15 protein-coding genes are annotated in these 17,991 nt (G+C 71.1%); 1 reads left to right on the top strand and 14 read right to left on the bottom strand.

The genetic code is table 11. From position 1 onward, the window contains the following. Nucleotides 1-67: 67 nt before the first annotated feature. Nucleotides 68-472 carry an HIT family protein gene (locus tag FB467_RS08255; protein WP_141784678.1) on the bottom strand — a complete coding sequence of 135 codons (405 nt, stop codon included), beginning with the start codon at nucleotides 470-472 and terminating at the stop codon, nucleotides 68-70. Between the two features lie 5 nt (nucleotides 473-477). Next, entirely contained in the window at nucleotides 478-2,601 is a 2,124-nt protein-coding gene (locus tag FB467_RS08250; protein WP_228393302.1) for a S9 family peptidase, read from the bottom strand. Nucleotides 2,602-2,675: 74 nt separating this feature from the next. On the opposite strand from FB467_RS08250, the gene FB467_RS08245 reads away from it, so the two are divergent. Then, nucleotides 2,676-3,461: an LLM class flavin-dependent oxidoreductase gene (locus FB467_RS08245; RefSeq protein WP_141784676.1), complete on the top strand. Its 786-nt coding sequence runs from the start codon at nucleotides 2,676-2,678 to the stop codon at nucleotides 3,459-3,461. Between the two features lie 21 nt (nucleotides 3,462-3,482). Here the strand turns inward: FB467_RS08245 and dnaE are convergent, their stop codons facing one another. The 12 genes from dnaE to ftsZ all read right to left on the bottom strand — a co-directional run bounded on the left by dnaE (nucleotide 3,483) and on the right by ftsZ (nucleotide 17,806). Next, a complete protein-coding gene (gene dnaE, locus FB467_RS08240) occupies nucleotides 3,483-7,040 on the bottom strand; it encodes a DNA polymerase III subunit alpha (protein ID WP_141784675.1) in 3,558 nt (1,185 codons plus the stop codon). A 396-nt stretch (nucleotides 7,041-7,436) separates the two neighbouring features. Continuing rightward, nucleotides 7,437-9,422 carry a S9 family peptidase gene (locus FB467_RS08235; protein WP_141784674.1) on the bottom strand — a complete coding sequence of 662 codons (1,986 nt, stop codon included), beginning with the start codon at nucleotides 9,420-9,422 and terminating at the stop codon, nucleotides 7,437-7,439. Nucleotides 9,423-9,489: 67 nt separating this feature from the next. Then, entirely contained in the window at nucleotides 9,490-10,530 is a 1,041-nt protein-coding gene (locus FB467_RS08230; RefSeq protein ID WP_211350575.1) for an AbrB family transcriptional regulator, read from the bottom strand. A gap of 32 nt (nucleotides 10,531-10,562) precedes the next feature. Beyond that, nucleotides 10,563-11,492 carry an RluA family pseudouridine synthase gene (locus FB467_RS08225; RefSeq protein ID WP_141784673.1) on the bottom strand — a complete coding sequence of 310 codons (930 nt, stop codon included), beginning with the start codon at nucleotides 11,490-11,492 and terminating at the stop codon, nucleotides 10,563-10,565. After that, nucleotides 11,485-12,084: a signal peptidase II gene (lspA, locus tag FB467_RS08220; protein ID WP_141784672.1), complete on the bottom strand. Its 600-nt coding sequence runs from the start codon at nucleotides 12,082-12,084 to the stop codon at nucleotides 11,485-11,487. Before lspA ends, FB467_RS08225 begins: the two co-directional genes overlap by 8 nt. Next, a complete protein-coding gene (locus FB467_RS08215; RefSeq protein ID WP_141784671.1) occupies nucleotides 12,057-12,482 on the bottom strand; it encodes a TraR/DksA family transcriptional regulator in 426 nt (141 codons plus the stop codon). The genes lspA and FB467_RS08215 overlap by 28 nt, the downstream gene beginning before the upstream one ends. Before the next feature lie 134 nt (nucleotides 12,483-12,616). Next, on the bottom strand, nucleotides 12,617-13,813 hold the full coding sequence (locus tag FB467_RS08210; RefSeq protein WP_141784670.1) for a DivIVA domain-containing protein: 1,197 nt from the start codon (nucleotides 13,811-13,813) through the stop codon (nucleotides 12,617-12,619). Between the two features lie 117 nt (nucleotides 13,814-13,930). After that, nucleotides 13,931-14,227: a YggT family protein gene (locus tag FB467_RS08205; protein ID WP_141784669.1), complete on the bottom strand. Its 297-nt coding sequence runs from the start codon at nucleotides 14,225-14,227 to the stop codon at nucleotides 13,931-13,933. A gap of 76 nt (nucleotides 14,228-14,303) precedes the next feature. Then, nucleotides 14,304-14,792 (bottom strand): cell division protein SepF, encoded by a 489-nt coding sequence (locus tag FB467_RS08200; protein ID WP_141784668.1) that lies wholly within the window; start codon nucleotides 14,790-14,792, stop codon nucleotides 14,304-14,306. Nucleotides 14,793-14,838: 46 nt separating this feature from the next. Continuing rightward, the gene (locus FB467_RS08195; RefSeq protein WP_141784667.1) at nucleotides 14,839-15,576 is read right to left on the bottom strand and encodes a YggS family pyridoxal phosphate-dependent enzyme; all 738 of its coding nucleotides are present in this window, start codon (nucleotides 15,574-15,576) and stop codon (nucleotides 14,839-14,841) included. After that, nucleotides 15,573-16,340, bottom strand: coding sequence for a purine nucleoside phosphorylase YfiH/LACC1 family protein (locus tag FB467_RS08190; RefSeq protein WP_141784666.1), 768 nt, complete (start codon nucleotides 16,338-16,340; stop codon nucleotides 15,573-15,575). Before FB467_RS08190 ends, FB467_RS08195 begins: the two co-directional genes overlap by 4 nt. A 131-nt stretch (nucleotides 16,341-16,471) precedes the next feature. After that, the gene (ftsZ, locus tag FB467_RS08185) at nucleotides 16,472-17,806 is read right to left on the bottom strand and encodes a cell division protein FtsZ (protein ID WP_141784665.1); all 1,335 of its coding nucleotides are present in this window, start codon (nucleotides 17,804-17,806) and stop codon (nucleotides 16,472-16,474) included. Between the last annotated feature and the right edge of the window lie 185 nt (nucleotides 17,807-17,991).

The raw sequence follows: 17,991 nt of genomic DNA, 5'->3' as shown, positions 1-17,991 counted from the left end.
CACCGTGCGGCTCCCCTGGCGGTTCAATCCGGCCAGGCTAACAACGCTTGGTGGCCCTGGCCACCGGTCAGAGGACCACCCGCAGCCGGTCCGCGTACTCGGCCGCCTCCCCCTCGGCATACTTCGTCCGCGGCCAGAAGAACCCGCGCAGCCCGTCCCCCTTGGTCCGCGGGACCACGTGGACGTGCAGGTGCGGCACCGACTGGCTGACCGTGTTGTTGATCGCGACGAAGGAGCCCTGGGCCCCGTATGCCGTGCGCACCGCGTCCGCGACCGTCCGGGCCGCGGTCATCACCGACTGCACCTGGGCATCCGTGAGGTCGGGCAGAGTGACCACATGCTCGCGGGGCACCACGAGCACGTGCCCCTTGAAGACCGGGCGCCGGTCCAGGAAGGCCACGACGTCCTCGGTGGACAGCACGATGTGCGCCGCCTCTTCACCGGCGACGATGGCGCAGAACGTGCAGCCCACGGTGACTAGCGGGCCCCGAGCTGGTCCAGCACGAAGGCGATCTCGAAGGCCGCCTCGTGCCAGGCGTCATAGCGGCCCGTCTTGCCGCCGTGACCCGCGACCATCTCGGTCTTGAGCAGGATGGGACGCTCGACCGGGTCGCTGGTCACCGTCTCCCGCAGCCGGGCGACCCACTTGGCCGGCTCCACGTAGTAGACGCGGGTGTCGTTCAGGCCGGTGGTGGCCAGGATCGCCGGGTAGGGCACCTCGCGGATGTTCTCGTAGGGGGTGTAGGAGCGCATCAACCGGTAGATCTCCGCAGACTCCAGCGGGTTGCCCCACTCCTCCCACTCCCCGACCGTCAGCGGCAGGCTCGGGTCCAGGATGGTGGTCAGGGCGTCGACGAACGGCACCCCGGCGTGCACCACCCGGAAGCGTTCGGGCGCCAGGTTGAGCACGGCACCCATCAGGAGACCACCGGCCGACCGCCCCTCGGCGGCGAGCCGGTCGGGTGCCACCCACCCGGTGTCCACCAGGTGCTCGGCACAGGCCACGAAGTCGGTGAAGGTGTTCTGCTTGTGCTCCATCCGACCCTGTTCGTACCAGCGGCGGCCCATCTCGCCGCCGCCCCGGATGTGCGCGATGGCGAACACCACACCGCGGTCCAGGTAGGACAGCCGGGACACCGAGAACGCCGGGTCGATCGGGATCTCGTAGGAGCCGTAGCCGTAGAGCAGGCCGGGGGCGGTGCCGTCCGGGGTGACGTCCTTGCGGGCCACGAGCGAGATCGGGACCTGCGTGCCGTCCGCTGCGGTCGCCCACAGGCGCTGCTGGACGTAGTCGGCTGGGTCGTACCCGCCGAGCACCGGCTGCTGCTTGAGCAGCGTCTTGACGCCCGTCGTCAGGTCGACGTCGAAGATCGAGCGGGGCGTCACCAGGGACCCGATGACCACCTGCAGGGTGTCGGTCTCATAGCTCGGGTTGGCCCCGACGCCGACGGTGTAGAGCTCCTCGCCGGCGTCGACCGCACGGCCCTCGCCGAGCCCGGTCGCGGACGAGGCGTCCAGCGGGTAGACCTCGACCTCGGCCAGCCCCTCCCGGCGCAGCGACAGCACCAGGTGCGAGGCGAAGGCGTCGACCCCGGTCAGCCGCACGCCGTCCTGACCGGGGATGACGGTCTGCCAGTCCTCGGGGGAGGTCGAGCCGAGAGGCGCCCGGGCCAGCTCGGCCTCCGGGTGCGCCCGGTTGTGCAAGATCCACATCGTGTCGCCGGCGGGCTCGACGTCGTACTCGACCCCCTCCTCCCGCGGGGCGATCACCCGGAACTCACCCGTGGGGTCGTCTGCGGGCAGGATCCGGTACTCCGTGGTGTTCTTGCTGCCGACCCCGATCAGGATGAACCGCTCGTCCCGGGAGGAGTCCAGGCCCATCCAGAACCGCTCGTCGTCCTCCTGGAAGACGAGCACGTCCTGGGCGGGGTCGGTGCCCAGCTCGTGGCGCCACACCTGGTAGGGGCGCCACGCGTCGTCCACCCGGGTGTAGAACAGGTGCCGTCCCTGCGCGTCCCACGCCACGCCATACCCGATCCCGGTGACGGACTCCTCGAGCTTCTCGCCCGTGGCCAGGTCGGTGACGATCAGGTCGAAGCGCTCGTCCCCGGAGGTGTCCACCGCATACGCGAGCCGGTCGCCCGCCTGGGAGATGTCGAAGGCCCCGAGGGCGAAGAACTCCTCACCCTGCGCCGCCACGTTCTCGTCCAGCAGCACCTGCTCACCCGCCGGTGTCGTCTCCGGGTCGAGCACCGGCCGCTCGGGGCTGTCGGCGACCGCGATCCGGGCGCGGATCGGATACTGCAGCCCCTCCACGGTGCGCGAGTAGTACCACCAGCCCTTGTCGCGCACCGGCACCGACAGGTCGGTCTCCTGGGTGCGGCCCTTGATCTCCTCGAACACTGCCTGGCTCAGGTCGGCCAGCTGCGGGGTCATCGCCTCGGTGTAGGCGTTCTCCGCCTCGAGGTGGGCGATGACCTTCGGGTCCTCCTTGTCACGGAGCCACTCGTAGGGGTCGGTGACGGTCTCGCCGTGGTGCGTTCGGACGTGGTCCACGCGGGCGGCGACGGGCGGGGCGATCGTCTGGTTCTGGTCGGTCACCGCTCCACGATACGTTCCGGGGCGGCCCATCCGGCCATCCGGCCCGGTCACCTTCCGGGTCATAGGGTGGTGGCATGAGGTATGCCGTCAGCATCCCCCCGTTCACCGACGTCACCACCGTCCTGGCGCTGGCGACCGAGGCCGAGGCCGCCGGGTGGGACGGGGTCTTCCTCTGGGACCACCTGCAGTGGAGCCACCCGGTGGAGCCGCACGACCCGTGGGTGCTGCTGGGTGCCGCGGCGGTGCAGACCGAGCGGGTCCTGCTGGGCACCCTGGTCACGCCCCTGTCCCGGCGCCGGCCGTGGGTCGTGGCCAAGCAGATGGTGACGCTGGACCACCTGAGCAACGGCCGTGCCGTGCTCGGCGTCGGGCTGGGATCGCCGGTCGACAAGGACTTCACCGACCTGGGCGACGAGGGGGACGCGCGGGTCCGGGCCGAGATGCTGGACGAGTCGCTCGACCTCATCGACCGGCTGTGGACCGGGCCCACCGACTTCGCCGGCGGGCACTTCACGGTGCAGGCCGACTTCCTCCCCCGACCGGTCCAGCAGCCCCGCCCGCCGGTCTGGGTGGCCGGGGTGATGCCCAACCGCCGACCGTTGCAGCGCGCCCGCCGGTGGGACGGCATCGTGCCGATCGGCAAGGGCGAGACCGCCCTGCCCGCCGAGCTGGCGGACTACCTGGGCCGCCTGGAGCAGCCGGCGCCGGCCGACTGGGACGTCGTGGCCCACTGGGTCGAGGGCGTCCCGGCACAGGAGTACGCCGACGCCGGAGCGACCTGGTTGGTGCTCTCGGCCAACCCGAAGACCGACGCGGACTGGGTCGGGTCGATCCGCAGCAGGCTCACCTCGCTGCGCTGACCGCCCCGGTGCTCCCCGCGCTCAGTTGCCGACGGCGGCCGAGCCGAGCAGCGCCTTGAGCTCACCGAACAGCTCCGGTGAGGCGGTGACCCGCAGCGAGGGGTCCAGCCGCATCAGCACCGAGCGGCCCGGCTGCATCAGCTTGACGTGCACCTCGGTGGCGCCCGGGTGGGTGGCCAGCACCCCCTTGAGCTGTTGGGCCAGGCCGTCCGTCACCCGGGTCAGCGGGAGACTGACGATGACCGGGCCGCGCGGCCCCTCCTTGATCTCCGGCAGGGTGAGGTCCTGGGCCAGGATCTCGACCGTGTCCTCGCTCTTCTTCAACCGGCCGCGCAGCACGCAGACGGTGTCGGTGGCGAGCATCGTGGAGACGGTCAGGTAGGCCTTGGGGAAGAAGACGCACTCGATCGAGCCGTCCATGTCCTCGACCATGACCCGGGCATACGGGTCGCCGTTCTTGGTGCGCTTGAGCTGGAGGGCGGTGATTAGGCCGGCGATGGTGACGAACTCGCCGTCCTGGGGCCCACCCTCCTCCTGCTGCAACCGGCCGATCGAGGTGTCCGCGTGCTGGGACAGGATGTGCTCGATGCCGTTGAGCGGGTGGTCCGAGACGTAGAGGCCGAGCATCTCCCGCTCGAAGGCGAGCAGGATCTGCTTGTCCCACTCGATCTCCGGCACCGGCGGCAGCGCGATCAACTGGACGCTCTCGTCCTCGTCGCCGAAGCCGAACCCGCCGAACAGGCTGTCCTGCCCGACCGCCTCGTGCTTCTTCTCCTCCGCCAGCGCGTCGACATACCGCTCGTGCACCATCACCAGGCCCTGCCGGGTCTGGCCCAGCTCGTCGAAGGCACCGCCCTTGATCAGGGACTCGATGGTGCGCTTGTTGCAGACCACCGCCGGACACTTGCGCAGGAAGTCCTCGAAGGAGACGAACTTGCCCTTCTCCTCGCGGGTCCGCACGATCGCCTCGACCACGTTGCGCCCGACGTTGCGGATGGCGGCCAGACCGAACCTGATGTCGGTCCCGACGGCGGCGAAGTTGGCGACCGACTCGTTGACGTCCGGAGGCAGCACCGAGATGCGCATCCGGCGGCACTCGTTGAGGTAGAGGGCCGTCTTGTCCTTGTCGTCCCGGACGCTGGTGAGCAGGGCGGCCATGTACTCGGCCGGGTAGTTCGCCTTGAGGTAGGCGGTCCAGTAGGAGACCAGCCCGTATGCCGCCGAATGCGCCTTGTTGAAGGCATAGTCGGAGAACGGAACCAGAATGTCCCAGAGCGCCTTGATCGAGGCCGCAGAAAAGCCATTGTCAAGCATTCCCTGCTCGAAGCCGACATACTCCGCATCCAGGACTTCGCGCTTCTTCTTTCCCATTGCGCGACGAAGAAGATCCGCCTTACCCAGAGTATACCCAGAAAGTTTCTGGGCAATTTCCATTACTTGTTCCTGGTAAACTATCAAACCGTATGTCGTTCCCAGGATTGGTTCTAGCGCCTCCGCCAATTCGGGGTGAGGATAAGAGATTTCCTGTTTCCCATTCTTGCGCAAGGCGTAATTGGTGTGACTGTTCGCCCCCATCGGGCCGGGGCGGTAGAGCGCTCCGACGGCAGAGATGTCCTCGAAGTTGTCCGGCTGCATCAGTCGCAACAGCGCACGCATAGGACCGCCGTCGAACTGGAAGACTCCCAGCGTGTCGCCGCGGGCCAGGAGGTCATACGTCGGCTGGTCCGTCAGGTCCTTGGACAGCGCGTCCAGGTCGATCTGCTGGTCCCGGTTCATCTGCACGTTGGCGATGGCGTCGTCCAGGATGGTCAGGTTGCGCAGCCCCAGGAAGTCCATCTTGACCAGCCCGAGCGTCTCGCAGGTCGGGTAGTCGAACTGGGTGATGATCTGGCCGTCCTGGTCGCGGCGCATGATCGGGATGACGTCCATCAGCGGCTCGCTGGACATGATCACGCCCGCCGCGTGCACGCCCCACTGACGCTTCAGCCCCTCGAGGCCCTTGGCCGTCTCGAAGACCTGGGCGGCCTCCTGGTCGGTCTGCAGGAGTTCGCGGAACTCGCCCGCCTCGGCATACCGGGGATGGTTCTCGTCATGGATCCCCGAGAGTGGGATGTCCTTGCCCATCACCGCCGGCGGCATCGCCTTGGTGAGCTTCTCCCCCATGGCGAACGGGAAGCCCATCACGCGGGCGGAGTCCTTCAGCGCCGCCTTGGCCTTCAGCGTGCCGTAGGTGACGATCATCGCCACGCGCTCGTCGCCATACTTCTCGGTGACGTACTTGATAACCTCGGCGCGGCGCCGGTCGTCGAAGTCCACGTCGAAGTCGGGCATCGACATGCGCTCGGGGTTGAGGAACCGCTCGAAGATCAGGCCGTGCGGGATCGGGTCGAGGTCGGTGATGCCCATCGCGTAGGCGCACATCGAGCCGGCACCGGAGCCGCGCCCCGGACCCACCCGGATGCCCTGCCGCTTCGCCCAGTTGATGAAGTCGGCGACGACGAGGAAGTAACCCGGATAGCCCTTCCCGACGATGACCTCGGTCTCGTATGCCGCCTGCTTGCTGGCGTAGTCGGGCACCCCGTCGGGGAAGCGCCTCCGCAGCCCGGTCTCGACCTCCTTGACGAACCAGCTGGTCTCGTCCTCCCCCTCCGGGCAGGGGAAGCGCGGCATGTAGCGGCCCTCGCCCTCGGTGAAGGAGACCTCGCAGCGCTCGGCCACCAGCAACGTGTTGTCGCAGGCCTCGGGCAGCTCGCGCCACACCTCGCGCATCTCGGCGGCCGTCTTGAGGTAGTAACCGTCACCGTCGAACTTGAACCGGTTCGGGTCCTGCAACGTCGAGGCGGACTGCACGCACAGCAGCGCGGCGTGGCTCTTGGCGTCCTCCCGGTGGGTGTAGTGCAGGTCGTTGGTGGCCAGCAGCGGCAGGCCCAGGTCCTTGGCCAGCTTCAGCAGGTCCTGCCGGGTGCGGCGCTCGATGTCGATGCCGTGGTCCATCAGCTCGCAGTAGAAGTTCTCCGGACCGAAGATGTCCCGCAGGTCCGCCGCCGCCTGCCGCGCCTCGGCATACTGGCCGAGCCGGAGGCGGGTCTGCACCTCACCCGAGGGGCACCCGGTGGTGGCGATCAGCCCCTGGCCGTAGGTCTCCAGCAGTTCGCGGTCCATCCGGGGCTTGAAGTAGTAGCCCTCCAGGGAGGCCAGGGAGGCCAGCCGGAACAGGTTGTGCATCCCGTTGTTGTTGCGGGCCAGCATCGTCATGTGCGTGTAGGCACCGCCACCCGAGACATCGTCCCGCCCGCCGTCTGCGTACTTGACCCGGGTCTTGTCGGAGCGGTGGGTGCCCGGGGTGATGTAGGCCTCGAGGCCGATGATCGGCTTGACGTCGTACTTCTTGCCGGTCCGCCAGAACTCGTGGGCCCCGAAGATGAACCCGTGGTCGGTCGTCGCGATCGCCGGCATCCCCAGCTCCTGCGCGCGGGCGAACATGTCCTCGATGCGCGCGGCACCGTCGAGCATCGAGTACTCCGTGTGGTTGTGCAGGTGCACGAAGTTCTGGTCCGGGGGCGGCGTGGAGGCTGACATCGGGTCGATCATAGGTCGCCGCGGGGACACTCCCGGCGAGCGGTCACAGGCTTCGCACGGGACCGCAGGCCAGGGCGCCGGAGCACCATCTCGGCGTGTCGGCCCGAACCCCGAATCGGCCTGTTTCGGTCCGAGTCGGGTCGGCGCTCCGCGGTCAGCCGGTTGCCGTCCCGAAGGTGACTCCTTGCGGCCCGCCCGCGATCCCGCCCCGGGTCTGCGTGCGGGTTTCCTGCTCCGCGCGGGGTCGTCACCTGCCCGTCCTGGCGGGGCTGCCCCCGGCTTCACCCCGGAACCTGGCGCTATCGACCGGGAAGCTTCTCCTACGAAGCGCAGGATTACCGGGTGACCCGATAATCCTGCAGCCCCACGCCACCCACGCCCGCCCGAGGGGGGCGGTCAGGCGCGGAGCACGGCCTCGTGGCCGGCGAGCGCCTCGGGCAGGCCGCGGACGCCGTCGGCACCGGTGGGGACGGTCAGGCTGGACCCGGTCAGGTCGTCCCCGATGGGCTCGGCGCGACCGCCCAGGTGTTCGGCGAGGAAGCCCTCGGCGACGGCGGTGAAGGCCTTGTTGTTCTCCGGGCGGGCGAAGCCGTGCCCCTCGTCGGGGAACAGGACGTAGGTGACCGGGATGCCCTTGTCGGTCATCGCCCCCACGATCTGGTCGCTCTCGGCCTGCTTGACCCGCGGGTCGTTGGCGCCCTGGGCGATCAGCAGCGGGCGGACGATCTTGTCCGCGTGGGTGAGCGGCGAGGCCTGCACCAGCTGGGCCCGCCCCTCCTCGGTGCGCGGGTCGCCCACCCGGCGGGCCAGCTGCTCGAACATGGCCGCCCAGTAGGGCGGCACGGTCGCCAGGAGCGTCTCCAGGTTGGACGGGCCGACGATGTCGACGCCGCAGGCGAAGGTCTCCGGGGTGAAGGTCAGCCCGGCCAGCGTGGCGTACCCGCCGTAGCTGCCGCCCATGATCCCCACCGCCCCGGGCAGGGTGACGCCCCGGGCGACGGCCCACTCCACGGCGTCGACCAGGTCGTCGTGCATGCTCAACCCCCACTGGCCGTCGCCGGCTCCGGTGAAGTCCTTGCCGAAGCCCGTCGAGCCGCGGAAGTTGACCTGCAGCACGGCATATCCCCGGTTGGTGAGCCACTGCGCCCAACCGTCGTAGCCGTAGCTGTCGCGCGCCCACGGCCCGCCGTGCACGAGGAGCACCATCGGGACCGGCTCGGCGGGCAGCCCGTCGGCCGCGCCGGTGGCGGCGTGCGCGGGCACGCTCAGGTAGCTCACCAGGGTCCGGCCATCCCGGGACGGAATCTCGACCGGCGTCATCGGCACCAGCGGCGCGCCGTCCAGGGCCGGGCGTCCGTGGAAGAGGAGGGTGAGCTCGGCCGCGTCGCGGTCGTAGCGGTAGTAGGCCAGCGGCTCCTCCGCCGCGGAGTAGGACACCAGCCAGTGGCGGTCGTCCAGCGTGCGGCTGGTCACCTCGGCCTCACCCGGCCCCAGGTCCGCCAGCCGCGCCAGGTCGTCCCGGACCGCCTCGTCGACGACCTCCCACTCCCGCCGCAGGTAGGTCACCGCGACCGCCTCGACCCGGCCGGTCCGCGGGTGGGTCAGCAGGTCCGCCACGTCGGCGCTGTCGTCCTCGTGCACCAGGGTGCGTTCCCCGTCCGCGGTGGACACGGCATACAGCCCGGTGGTGTTGCGCCCCCGCGAGTCCAGCAGGTAGAGGGTGGAGCCGTCCTCGGTGAGCGAGAGCGGGGCCGTGCTCATCACGTCCTCGAACGGGATCAGGTCGGTGGTCTCCCACTCCTGCCCGGCCCGGCTGAGCACGTCCATCCCACCGTCGGGGCGGGCGCGCAGCGCCATCCGCGGCTGGTAGTCGGCGTCGGCCAGGTAGCCGGCGATCTGTCCGGCGTTCTCCTCCACCAGGGTGCGTTCGCCGCTGGCCAGGTCGACCCGGTAGAGGTCGTGCCACTGCGCGTCCCGGTCGTTCATCCCCACGAGCACCTCGTCCGGGCGGCGGTGACTCACCCCGACCACCTGGGCGGTGGTGTGCTCGTATGCCGTGAGGTCGCGGGCCTGCTCCGGCGCACCCTCCACCTGGACCAGGTAGAGGTGGAAGTCCTCGTCGCCGCCGGTGTCCTGCAGGTAGAGCAGGACGCCGGGGCGGTAGGTCCAGAAGTACATCCGGACGCCACGGGCGGTGTCGGCGGTCACCGCGCGGGCCGCCGACAGATCGTCGGCCGGCGCCACCCAGACGTTCAGCACGCCGTCCAGCGGGGCGACCCAGCTCAGGTAGCGCCCGTCGGGGCTGAGCTGTACCAGGGCCCGCTCGGGGTTGCCGAACAGCGCGTCACGCGGGATGAGGGCGGTGTCGTCCAAGGAAGCCATGACGGCAGCCTGTCACAGGCCGTATGCCGGGGGTCGGCCGTGTCCGCCCGGCGCCGGCCCCGGCGGGTCACCGGTCGGGGCCGCCGTCCCGGCCGCTCAGCAGCCGGGCCAGCGCGGGGCCGGCCAGCAGCATGACCAGCATCCGCAGCACCTGCACGGCCACGACCACCGTGCTGTTGGCGTCGGCCCCCGCGGCGACGGCGAGCACGACGAAGATGCCCCCGGGCGTGGTCGCCAGGTAGCCGTCCAGCGGCGTCAACCCGGTCATCACGCTCAGCAGCACCCCCAGCCCGCCGCACAGCACGATGAGGCTGACGATCAGGAACAGGCCCGCCGGGAGGATGCGGCGCAGCGTGCGGAGCGTCTCGGGGGTGAACCGCAGGCCGACCTCGGCCCCGACCACGGCGAAGGCCGCGCTGGTCAGCAGGACCGGCACGGATGGGACGACCTCGATCCCGGCAGCGGTGAGCGCCGCGGCCAGGACCATCGGGCCGAGCAGGCTGGGGGCGGGCACCCGGAGCACGCGGGCGACCCAGGTGCCGACCACGGCGAGCACGATGACCCCCAGCACCGCCACCGGCCACGGCCCCGCGGGTCCGGACCCGGCCCCGAGGTCACCCTGCCGGCCGTCGGTGCCGAAGATGACGACGACGGCCACCGGCATGAGCACCACGATGAGCAGCAGCCGCAGGTACTGCAGCACCGCGACGTAACGGCCGTCGGCCCCCAGCTCGTCGCTGATCGCCACGATCCCGGAGGCCCCGCCGGCGATCATCCCGAAGATGGCGGTGGTCCGCCCCAACGTGGTGAACCGCGCGAGCAGCAGCCCGGCCAGGACGGTCAGCAGCAGGGTGGCCAGCGTGATGAACGTGACCGGCAGCCAGTAGCCGGCCAGCGGCCGCAGCGTGTCCGGCTGGACCAGGGTGCCCATCACGACGCCGATCACCCCCTGGGCGGCGGTGCCGGTCCACCCCGGCAGCCGCAGCTCGTCCCGCGCCAGCAGGGCGTACGCCAGCCCCACGACGAGCCCGGCGAACAGGTCGGGTGACGGGAGGCCGGCGGCGCCCAGCCCGACCGCGGTCACGGCGACGAGGCCGGCCAGCAGCACCAGCCGGAGGAGGGAGGGGACCGGCCGCGGGTTCAGGACGCGATGACCTCGAGCGCGTGCCGCAGGTCCTCGGGGTAGGGCGACTCGAACTCCACGTAGTCGCCGCTGCCGGGGTGCTCGAAGCCGAGCTTCACGGCGTGCAGCCACTGCCGGTCCAGGCCCAGCCGCTTGGCCAGCGTGGGGTCGGCGCCGTAGGTGAGGTCGCCCGCGCAGGGGTGCCGCAGCGCGGAGAAATGGACCCGGATCTGGTGGGTCCGCCCCGTCTCCAGGTGCACCTCCAGGAGGCTGGCGGAACGGTAGGCCTCCAGCAGCGTGTAGTGGGTGATGGAGTGCCGCCCGGACGTCATCACCGCGAACCGGTAGTCGTGGCCCGGGTGCCGTCCGATCGGGGCGTCGATGGTGCCCTCGTGCGGATCCGGCAGCCCCTGGACGAGGGTGTGGTAGGTCTTGTCGACGACCCGGTCCCGGAAGGCCTGCTTGAGCACGGTGTAGGCCCGTTCGGACTTGGCGACGACCATCAGGCCGCTGGTGCCCACGTCCAGGCGCTGCACGATGCCCTGCCGCTCCGGCGCACCGGAGGTGGAAATCCGGTAGCCCGCCGCGGCCAGGCCGCCCACGACGGTGGGCCCGGTCCACCCGACGCTCGGGTGGGCCGCGACGAAGGCGGGCTTGTCGACGACGACCATCTCGGTGTCGTCGTGCACGATCCGCATCCCGGGCACGGGCTCGGCCTTGACCTGCAGCTCCTCGGCCTCCCGGGCCGGCGGCAGGGCCACCTCGAGCCAGGCGCCGGCGCTGACTCGGTCGGACTTGCCGACCACGATCCCGTCCACGGTGACCTGGCCCTGACCGGCCAGGTCGGCGGCGCGGCTGCGGGACAGCCCCAGCATCCGGGCCAGCGCGGAGTCGACCCGCTCCCCCTCCAGCCCCTCGGGGACGGGCAGCGCCCGCACCTCAGTCATCGGCGGGGTCCGGCCGGCGCTCGTCGGCGGCGTCACCGCCGGACCGGCTGCCGTCGGGGCTGACCCCGCGCAGCGCCTGCCACCCGATCAGGATGGCGGCGGCGGTGATCCCCATGTCGGCGACGTTGAAGACCGGGAAGTTGGGCAGCGCGAGGAAGTCCACCACGTGGCCCTCGCCGAAGTTCGGCGGGCGGAACAACCGGTCGGTCAGGTTGCCGGTGGCCCCACCGAGCAGCAGGCCGAGCCCCCAGGCCCAGCCGAGGCTGCCCAGCCGCCGGGCCGACCAGATGATGTAGACGACGACCGAGACGGCCAGGATCGTGAGCAGTCCGGTGGCCCCGGTGGCCAGCGAGAACGCGGCCCCGGAGTTGTAGATCAGACGCAGCTGCAGCAGCCCCCCGACGAGCGGGATCGGGTCGCCCTGGGTCAGGTGCTGTTCGGCGAGGTACTTGGTGACCTGGTCGAGGGCGAGCCACACGACGGCCACGACGATGACCACCCAGAACAACCGTGGTCGGTGCCGGGTGGGGGCAGCCGCCCCAGTGGCATGGTCGGGTTCGGGGGTCAGCGTCGTTCCTGCTTCTGTTTGCATGTCATGCACAGGGTCGCACGCGGGAAGGCCATCAGCCGCATCTTGCCGACCGGGTTCCCGCACGACTCGCACAGCCCGTAGTCCTCGCTCTCGATCCGGGCGAGGGCGTGGGCGGTCTGCTCGAGCAGGTCGCGGGCGTTGGCCGTCAACGACATCTCCTGCTCCCGCTCCCAGGTGGCCGCGCCCGCATCCGCCTGGTCGTCCCCGGCCCCGTCACCGGAGTCACGCATCAACTCCGACAGCTCGGCCTCGGCCTCGTCGACCTCGGCGCGCAACCGCTCCATGTCGCCCTGCAACTCCCCCTTGACCTCGGCCAGCTCGGCCTCGGTCCACGGGTCCTCGTGCTCGAGCACCGGGAGGTGCTCGAGCACTTTGGCGGACCCCGCCTTCTTGGTCATGTGACCCCTTATGTGTCGTCGAGCGCCGCATCGGTGGGCGCAGCGTGTGGCGGCAGGATAGGTGAGGATCCTACCTGCGACAACAGCAGGGAGGGGCCCCGGTCTTCCGGGCCCCTCCCTGTCCGTGCGAGTCCCTACTGGGCGGCGTCGGGGATGCCGTCGCCGTCCCGGTCCAGGATGTTCAGCTGCTCGCCGATGAAGGAGCGCATCCGACCGCGGTAGTCGTTCTCGAAGGCGGTGAGCTCCTGGATCTTGGTGGCCACCGCGCTGCGCTTGACCTCCAGGTCGGCCAGGACGCTGCTGCGCTCCTCGTTGGCCTGGTTGACCAGGTCGTCGTGCTGGGTCTGCCCGGTGGTGACCAGCTCCTCGTGCCGGGCCTCACCGGTGGCGACCAGTTCGTCGTGCCGGGCCTGCCCGGTGGAGACGAGCTCGTCGTGCTTCTCCTGCCCGGTGCGCACCAGCTCGTCGTGGGTCTGCTGGCCGGTCTCGACGAGTTCCTTGGCGCGGGCGTCGGCCTCGCCGACCACCCGGTCGCGGTACTCGTTGCCCTCGGTGACCAACCGCTCCTTGGTGATCATGCCCTCGCGGACGTGGTCGTCGTGCAGCCGCTGGGCCAGGGTGATGATCGAGGTGGGGTCCTCGGCCAGACCCTGGTCGCTGGACACGGCCGCGGTGGCGCCGCCGGCGGCGAAGGCCGCGACCGGCGCAGCCGCCGGGGCGTCGCCCGACTCGTCCTGGGCGTCCTGGTGCTCGTCGGCCCCGTCGACCTCGGCCTCCTCGACCGTGGCCGCGTCGTCGGACGCACCGAGCTGCACGTCGTCCTGCTGGTCCTCGTCCTGCGGCTCCTCCGCCTGGACCCCGGCAGCACCGAGGTCGTCGGCGGCCGCGTCGGCACCGGTGGCGGTGTCGTCGTCGGGGTCGCCCCCCATGCCGCGCTCGTCGTTGTCGCCGTCGGTGCCCTCGCCATCGCCCGGCTCGCCCTCACCGGCGCCACCGGAGGCCTCGGCGCGGGCCTGCTCGAGCTCGGCACGCAGGGACTCCACCTCGGACTCCAGGGACGAGCGCTCCTCGCGCAGCGAGGCCAGGTCCTCCTCGCTCAACCCGGGCACGGCCGCGGCGGACGATGCGGGCACCGCCTCGCCCTCGGCATACCCCTTGCTGGCGCGGCAGTCGGCCAGCTGGCTGCTCAGGTCCTCGTTCTCGGCGATGAGGCGGCGCAACTCGATGACGACCTCGTCCAGGAAGTCGTCCACCTGCTGCTCGTCATACCCGCGGCGGATGTGCGTGGGGCTGAAACTCTTCTTGATGACGTCTTCGGGGGTGAGCGCCATGTCTACCTCGATCCGGAGATGATCACTGCCGGTCGCTCACGACTCGACCAGCAGGGACTAACGGGCATGCACTGACAACGAGCAACCTTAGCGACCTGCCCAGCGCAGGCCAAAGGTTCAGAACGGGATCTGCGCGGCGAAGCTGCGGGCGATGCTGACCGCCAGGATCAGCACCAGGAAACCCAGGTCCAGCGCGACGTTGCCCAGCCGCAGCGGCGGGATCACCTTGCGCAGGGCGCGCAGCGGCGGGTCGGTCAGCGAGTAGACCCCCTCGGCGATCACCAGCAGCGGCCCCGTGGGCCGCCAGTCGCGGGAGAAGACCTGGATCCAGTCGAAGATGAGCCGGCCGATGAGCACGATGAAGTACAGGAAGAGCACCAGGCTCAGGGTGGCGCCGACGATGTTGTTGTTCATTACGCCCCAGTATCGCAGGCGGCGGCAGGGCGATGGTCATCGCCGTGCCGCCGGGTGCGGACCAGACGAGCGGTGCTCAGCTCTGGTTGAACAACGGCTGCTGCGCGCGGGCAGACTCACCGGGTCCTCCGTCGACCTCCACCGTGGAGGGCGAGATGAGGAACACCCGGCTGGTGACCCGCTCGATGGAGCCGTGCAGCCCGAAGGCCAGGCCCGCGGCGAAGTCGACCAGGCGCTTGGCGTCGTTGTCGGCCATCTCGCTGAGGTTCATGATGACCGGCACACCGTCGCGGAACGCCTCGCCGATGTCCTTGGCCTCGTTGTAGGTGCGGGGATGGATCGTGGTGATCCTGGTCAACTCGGTCACCTCCGGCTGGCGGACCACCCGGGCGACCGGCGTGCGCTGCGGCAGCTGGGTCACCTCGGCGGTGCGGCGCGGCTTCTCCTCACGCTCGGGCTCCGGGGCGGCCGCGGGACGGTCGTCGTAGTCCTCGTAGTCGTCATAGCGCTCCTCGGCCTCCTGCAGCCCGAGGTACTCCATGGTCTTTCGCAGCGCCCCAGCCATGTCGTGGACTCCTTGATGCCGTGCGTGTACGTGGTCGCTGACGACGCTACCGGGGTGCGGGGCGTGATCCCAGGATTGCGCTCCCGACACGCAGGTGTGTCGCGCCCTCGGCCACCGCGAGTTCCAGGTCCCCGCTCATCCCGGCCGAGATCAGCCGGGCCTCCGGGACGACCTCCGCCACCTGGCGGGACGCCTGCGCGAGCCGGGCGAAGGCCGCGCGGGTGCCGTTCTCGGGCAGCCCCGGCGGGGCGACCGCCATCACCCCTCGCAGCCGCAGGTGCTCCGCCTGCGCGACCCGGTCGGCCAGTTCCGCGACCTGCCCGGGCAGCACCCCGCCCCGGCCGGCCCGCTCCCCCTCCTCCAGGTCGACCTGGAGGAGCACCTCGAGGTATGCCGTCCGCTCACCGGCGTCGAGCGCGGCACCGGCGGCCTTGTCCAGCGCGGTGACCAACCGGGCCCGGTCGACCGAGTGGACGACGTCGGCGTAGCGCGCCACCGACCGGGCCTTGTTGGTCTGCAGCTGGCCGATGAAGTGGACCCGGACCCCGCCGGCCACCTCCGGGGACAGGTCGGCCACCTTGGGCCCGGCCTCCTGGTCGCGGTTCTCCCCGATGTCGGTGACGCCGAGCCCGGCCAGCAGCTCGATGTCGGAGGCGGGGAAGAACTTGGTCACCACGACGAGGGTCACCCCGGCCGGGTCCCGGCCGGCGGCGGCGCAGGCCGCCTCGATGCGCTGCCGGATCGCGGCCAGGTTCGCGGCGAGCTCCGCACGCCGGTCCGTCACGCGGCACCCTCCTTCGGCAGCAGGCGGATCACCCCGGCATACCGGCCCGTCGTGCCGGCACGCCGGTGCGAGTAGAGGCCCTCGTCCTCGCGGCTGCAGCCGGGCAGCCACCGGAGCGGGACGTCGGCCCGGGAGAGCTGTTCGACGACCCCCGCGGCCACGTCGATGGCGGGGGTGCCCTGCGCGGAGACCGACCAGGCACTGGGCACCACCTCGGCCGCTTCCTGCCGGAGCGCGGCGGGCACCTCGTAGCACCGCGGACAGATCGAGGGGCCGACCACGGCCTCGAGCCGCTCGGCACCCATCTGGCGCAACCGCTCGACGGCGGCCGGGACCACCCCGCCCACCATGCCCTTGCGTCCGGCGTGCACCGCACCGGCGAGCCCGGCGACCCGGTCCACCAGGAGCACCGGGGTGCAGTCGGCGACCAGCACCACGAGGGCGACCTCGTCGCTGTCGGTGACGATGCCGTCGCAGGAGGCGGTGGGCGGGTCCATGCCGGCCGGGCGGCCGAGCACGTCGGCGACCAGGACGTCGGTGCCGTGCACCTGGTCCATGAACCTCAGCTGCGTGGCGGAGAGCCGCAGCGCGTGGGCCAACCGGTGCCGGTTGGTCTCGACCGCCCCGGGCAGGTCGCCCACGTGCGCGCCGAGGTTGAACTCGTCATACGGTTCCTGGCTCGCCCCGCCCCACCGGTCGGTGAAGGCCCAGTCGACGCCGAACTCCAGACCCTCGCCCGACTCACGCTCACGCCACCTGAACACGGGGCCCACGGTAGCCCCCTCGGGTCGCCGCCGGGCAGGTCACCTGCCGGAGAAGGGCTCCTGAATGACGAAGCGGCCCGCCCCCGGATGGGGACGGGCCGTTCCGGCCGGTCTCGACGCGGGTCAGCGCCTCACTTGAGGAAGTCGGGCACGTCCAGCTCGTCGCTCTCCTCGAAGGTCACCTGCGGCGGCGGCTGGGCCGGCCGCTGCTGCGGCTGGGCGGGGCGCTGCTGGGGCTGCCCCTGCTGCTGTCCCTGCCCCTGCGGGGCGGGCTGGGCCTGCTGCGGGCGCTGCTGCCCCTGCTGGCCACCGGCCGGCGCGCCGGCCTGGCCCGCCTGCTGGGGCTGTCCCTGCTGCGGCTGGCCCTGTCCCTGCTGCGGCGCGCCCTGGGCGGGGCGCTGCTGGGGCTGGCCCTGCGGACGCTGGCCCTGCGGGGCCTGCTGCCCCTGGCCGCGCTGCTGGCCGCCGCCACCGGCCTGGACCTGGCCGAGCGCCCGCTCGTCGGTGCGCTGCTGCGGTGCGCCGCCGTCGAACCCGGCGGCGATGACTGTGACCCGGACCTCGTCGCCCAGGGAGTCGTCGATCACCGCGCCGAAGATGATGTTGGCCTCGGGGTGCGCCGCCTCCTGGACCAGGCGGGCCGCCTCGTTGATCTCGAACAGACCGAGGTCCGAGCCACCCTGGACCGACAGCAGGACGCCGTGGGCTCCCTCGATGCTGGCCTCCAGCAACGGGGAGGAGATGGCCAGCTCCGCCGCCTGGACCGCGCGGTCCTCGCCGCGGGCCGAGCCGATCCCCATCAACGCGGACCCGGCACCGGACATCACCGACTTCACGTCGGCGAAGTCCAGGTTGATCAGGCCGGGGGTGGTGATCAGGTCGGTGATCCCCTGCACACCCGAGAGCAGCACCTGGTCGGCGGAGCGGAACGCGTCCAGCATGCTGACCTGGCGGTCGCTGATCGAGAGCAGCCGGTCGTTCGGGATGACGATCAGGGTGTCGACCTCCTCGCGGAGGTTGCCGATCCCGGACTCGGCCTGGTTCGCCCGGCGCCGACCCTCGAAGGTGAACGGGCGGGTCACCACGCCGATGGTGAGGGCGCCCAGCGACTTGGCGATCTTGGCCACGACCGGCGCGCCGCCGGTGCCCGTGCCACCGCCCTCGCCAGCGGTGACGAAGACCATGTCGGCCCCCCGCAGCGCCTCCTCGATCTCCTCGGTGTGGTCCTCGGCGGCCTTGCGACCGACCTCCGGGTCGGCCCCGGCGCCGAGGCCGCGGGTGAGCTCCCGGCCCACGTCGAGCTTGACGTCGGCGTCGCTCATCAGCAGCGCCTGGGCGTCGGTGTTGATCGCGATGAACTCCACACCCTTGAGGCCCACGTCGATCATCCGGTTGATGGCGTTCACGCCACCACCGCCGATCCCGACTACTTTGATGACGGCCAGGTAGTTCTGCGCTGATGACACGGTGCGCCTTCCTCGGGTTCGTGGCTCGTCGCGCGCGCCCGGAAAAGAGCGACGGCGACGTGGTCGGGTGGTGCTCCGCATCATAAGTCGGTGCCCCCTCCCGGCCGCCAATCCCTGGACCTCAAGTAGAGGTCGAGGGTGAGGTCCCGGCGCCCAGCTCCGCCCGGGCTCGCGGATCCTCGTCT

The organism is Ornithinicoccus hortensis (assembly GCF_006716185.1).
GTDB lineage: Bacteria > Actinomycetota > Actinomycetes > Actinomycetales > Dermatophilaceae > Ornithinicoccus > Ornithinicoccus hortensis.
The sequence above is the reverse complement of the archived record's forward strand: the minus strand, read 5'-3'. Positions and strand labels throughout refer to the sequence as shown.

Coding starts and splice junctions, on each gene's coding strand:
- FB467_RS08245 (WP_141784676.1), top strand. CDS start 2,676: ATGAGGTATGCCGTCAGCATCCCCCCGTTCACCGACGTCACCACCGTC.
- dnaE (WP_141784675.1), bottom strand. CDS start 7,040: ATGTCAGCCTCCACGCCGCCCCCGGACCAGAACTTCGTGCACCTGCAC.
- FB467_RS08235 (WP_141784674.1), bottom strand. CDS start 9,422: ATGGCTTCCTTGGACGACACCGCCCTCATCCCGCGTGACGCGCTGTTC.
- FB467_RS08225 (WP_141784673.1), bottom strand. CDS start 11,492: ATGACTGAGGTGCGGGCGCTGCCCGTCCCCGAGGGGCTGGAGGGGGAG.
- lspA (WP_141784672.1), bottom strand. CDS start 12,084: ATGCAAACAGAAGCAGGAACGACGCTGACCCCCGAACCCGACCATGCC.
- FB467_RS08215 (WP_141784671.1), bottom strand. CDS start 12,482: ATGACCAAGAAGGCGGGGTCCGCCAAAGTGCTCGAGCACCTCCCGGTG.
- FB467_RS08210 (WP_141784670.1), bottom strand. CDS start 13,813: ATGGCGCTCACCCCCGAAGACGTCATCAAGAAGAGTTTCAGCCCCACG.
- FB467_RS08205 (WP_141784669.1), bottom strand. CDS start 14,227: ATGAACAACAACATCGTCGGCGCCACCCTGAGCCTGGTGCTCTTCCTG.
- FB467_RS08200 (WP_141784668.1), bottom strand. CDS start 14,792: ATGGCTGGGGCGCTGCGAAAGACCATGGAGTACCTCGGGCTGCAGGAG.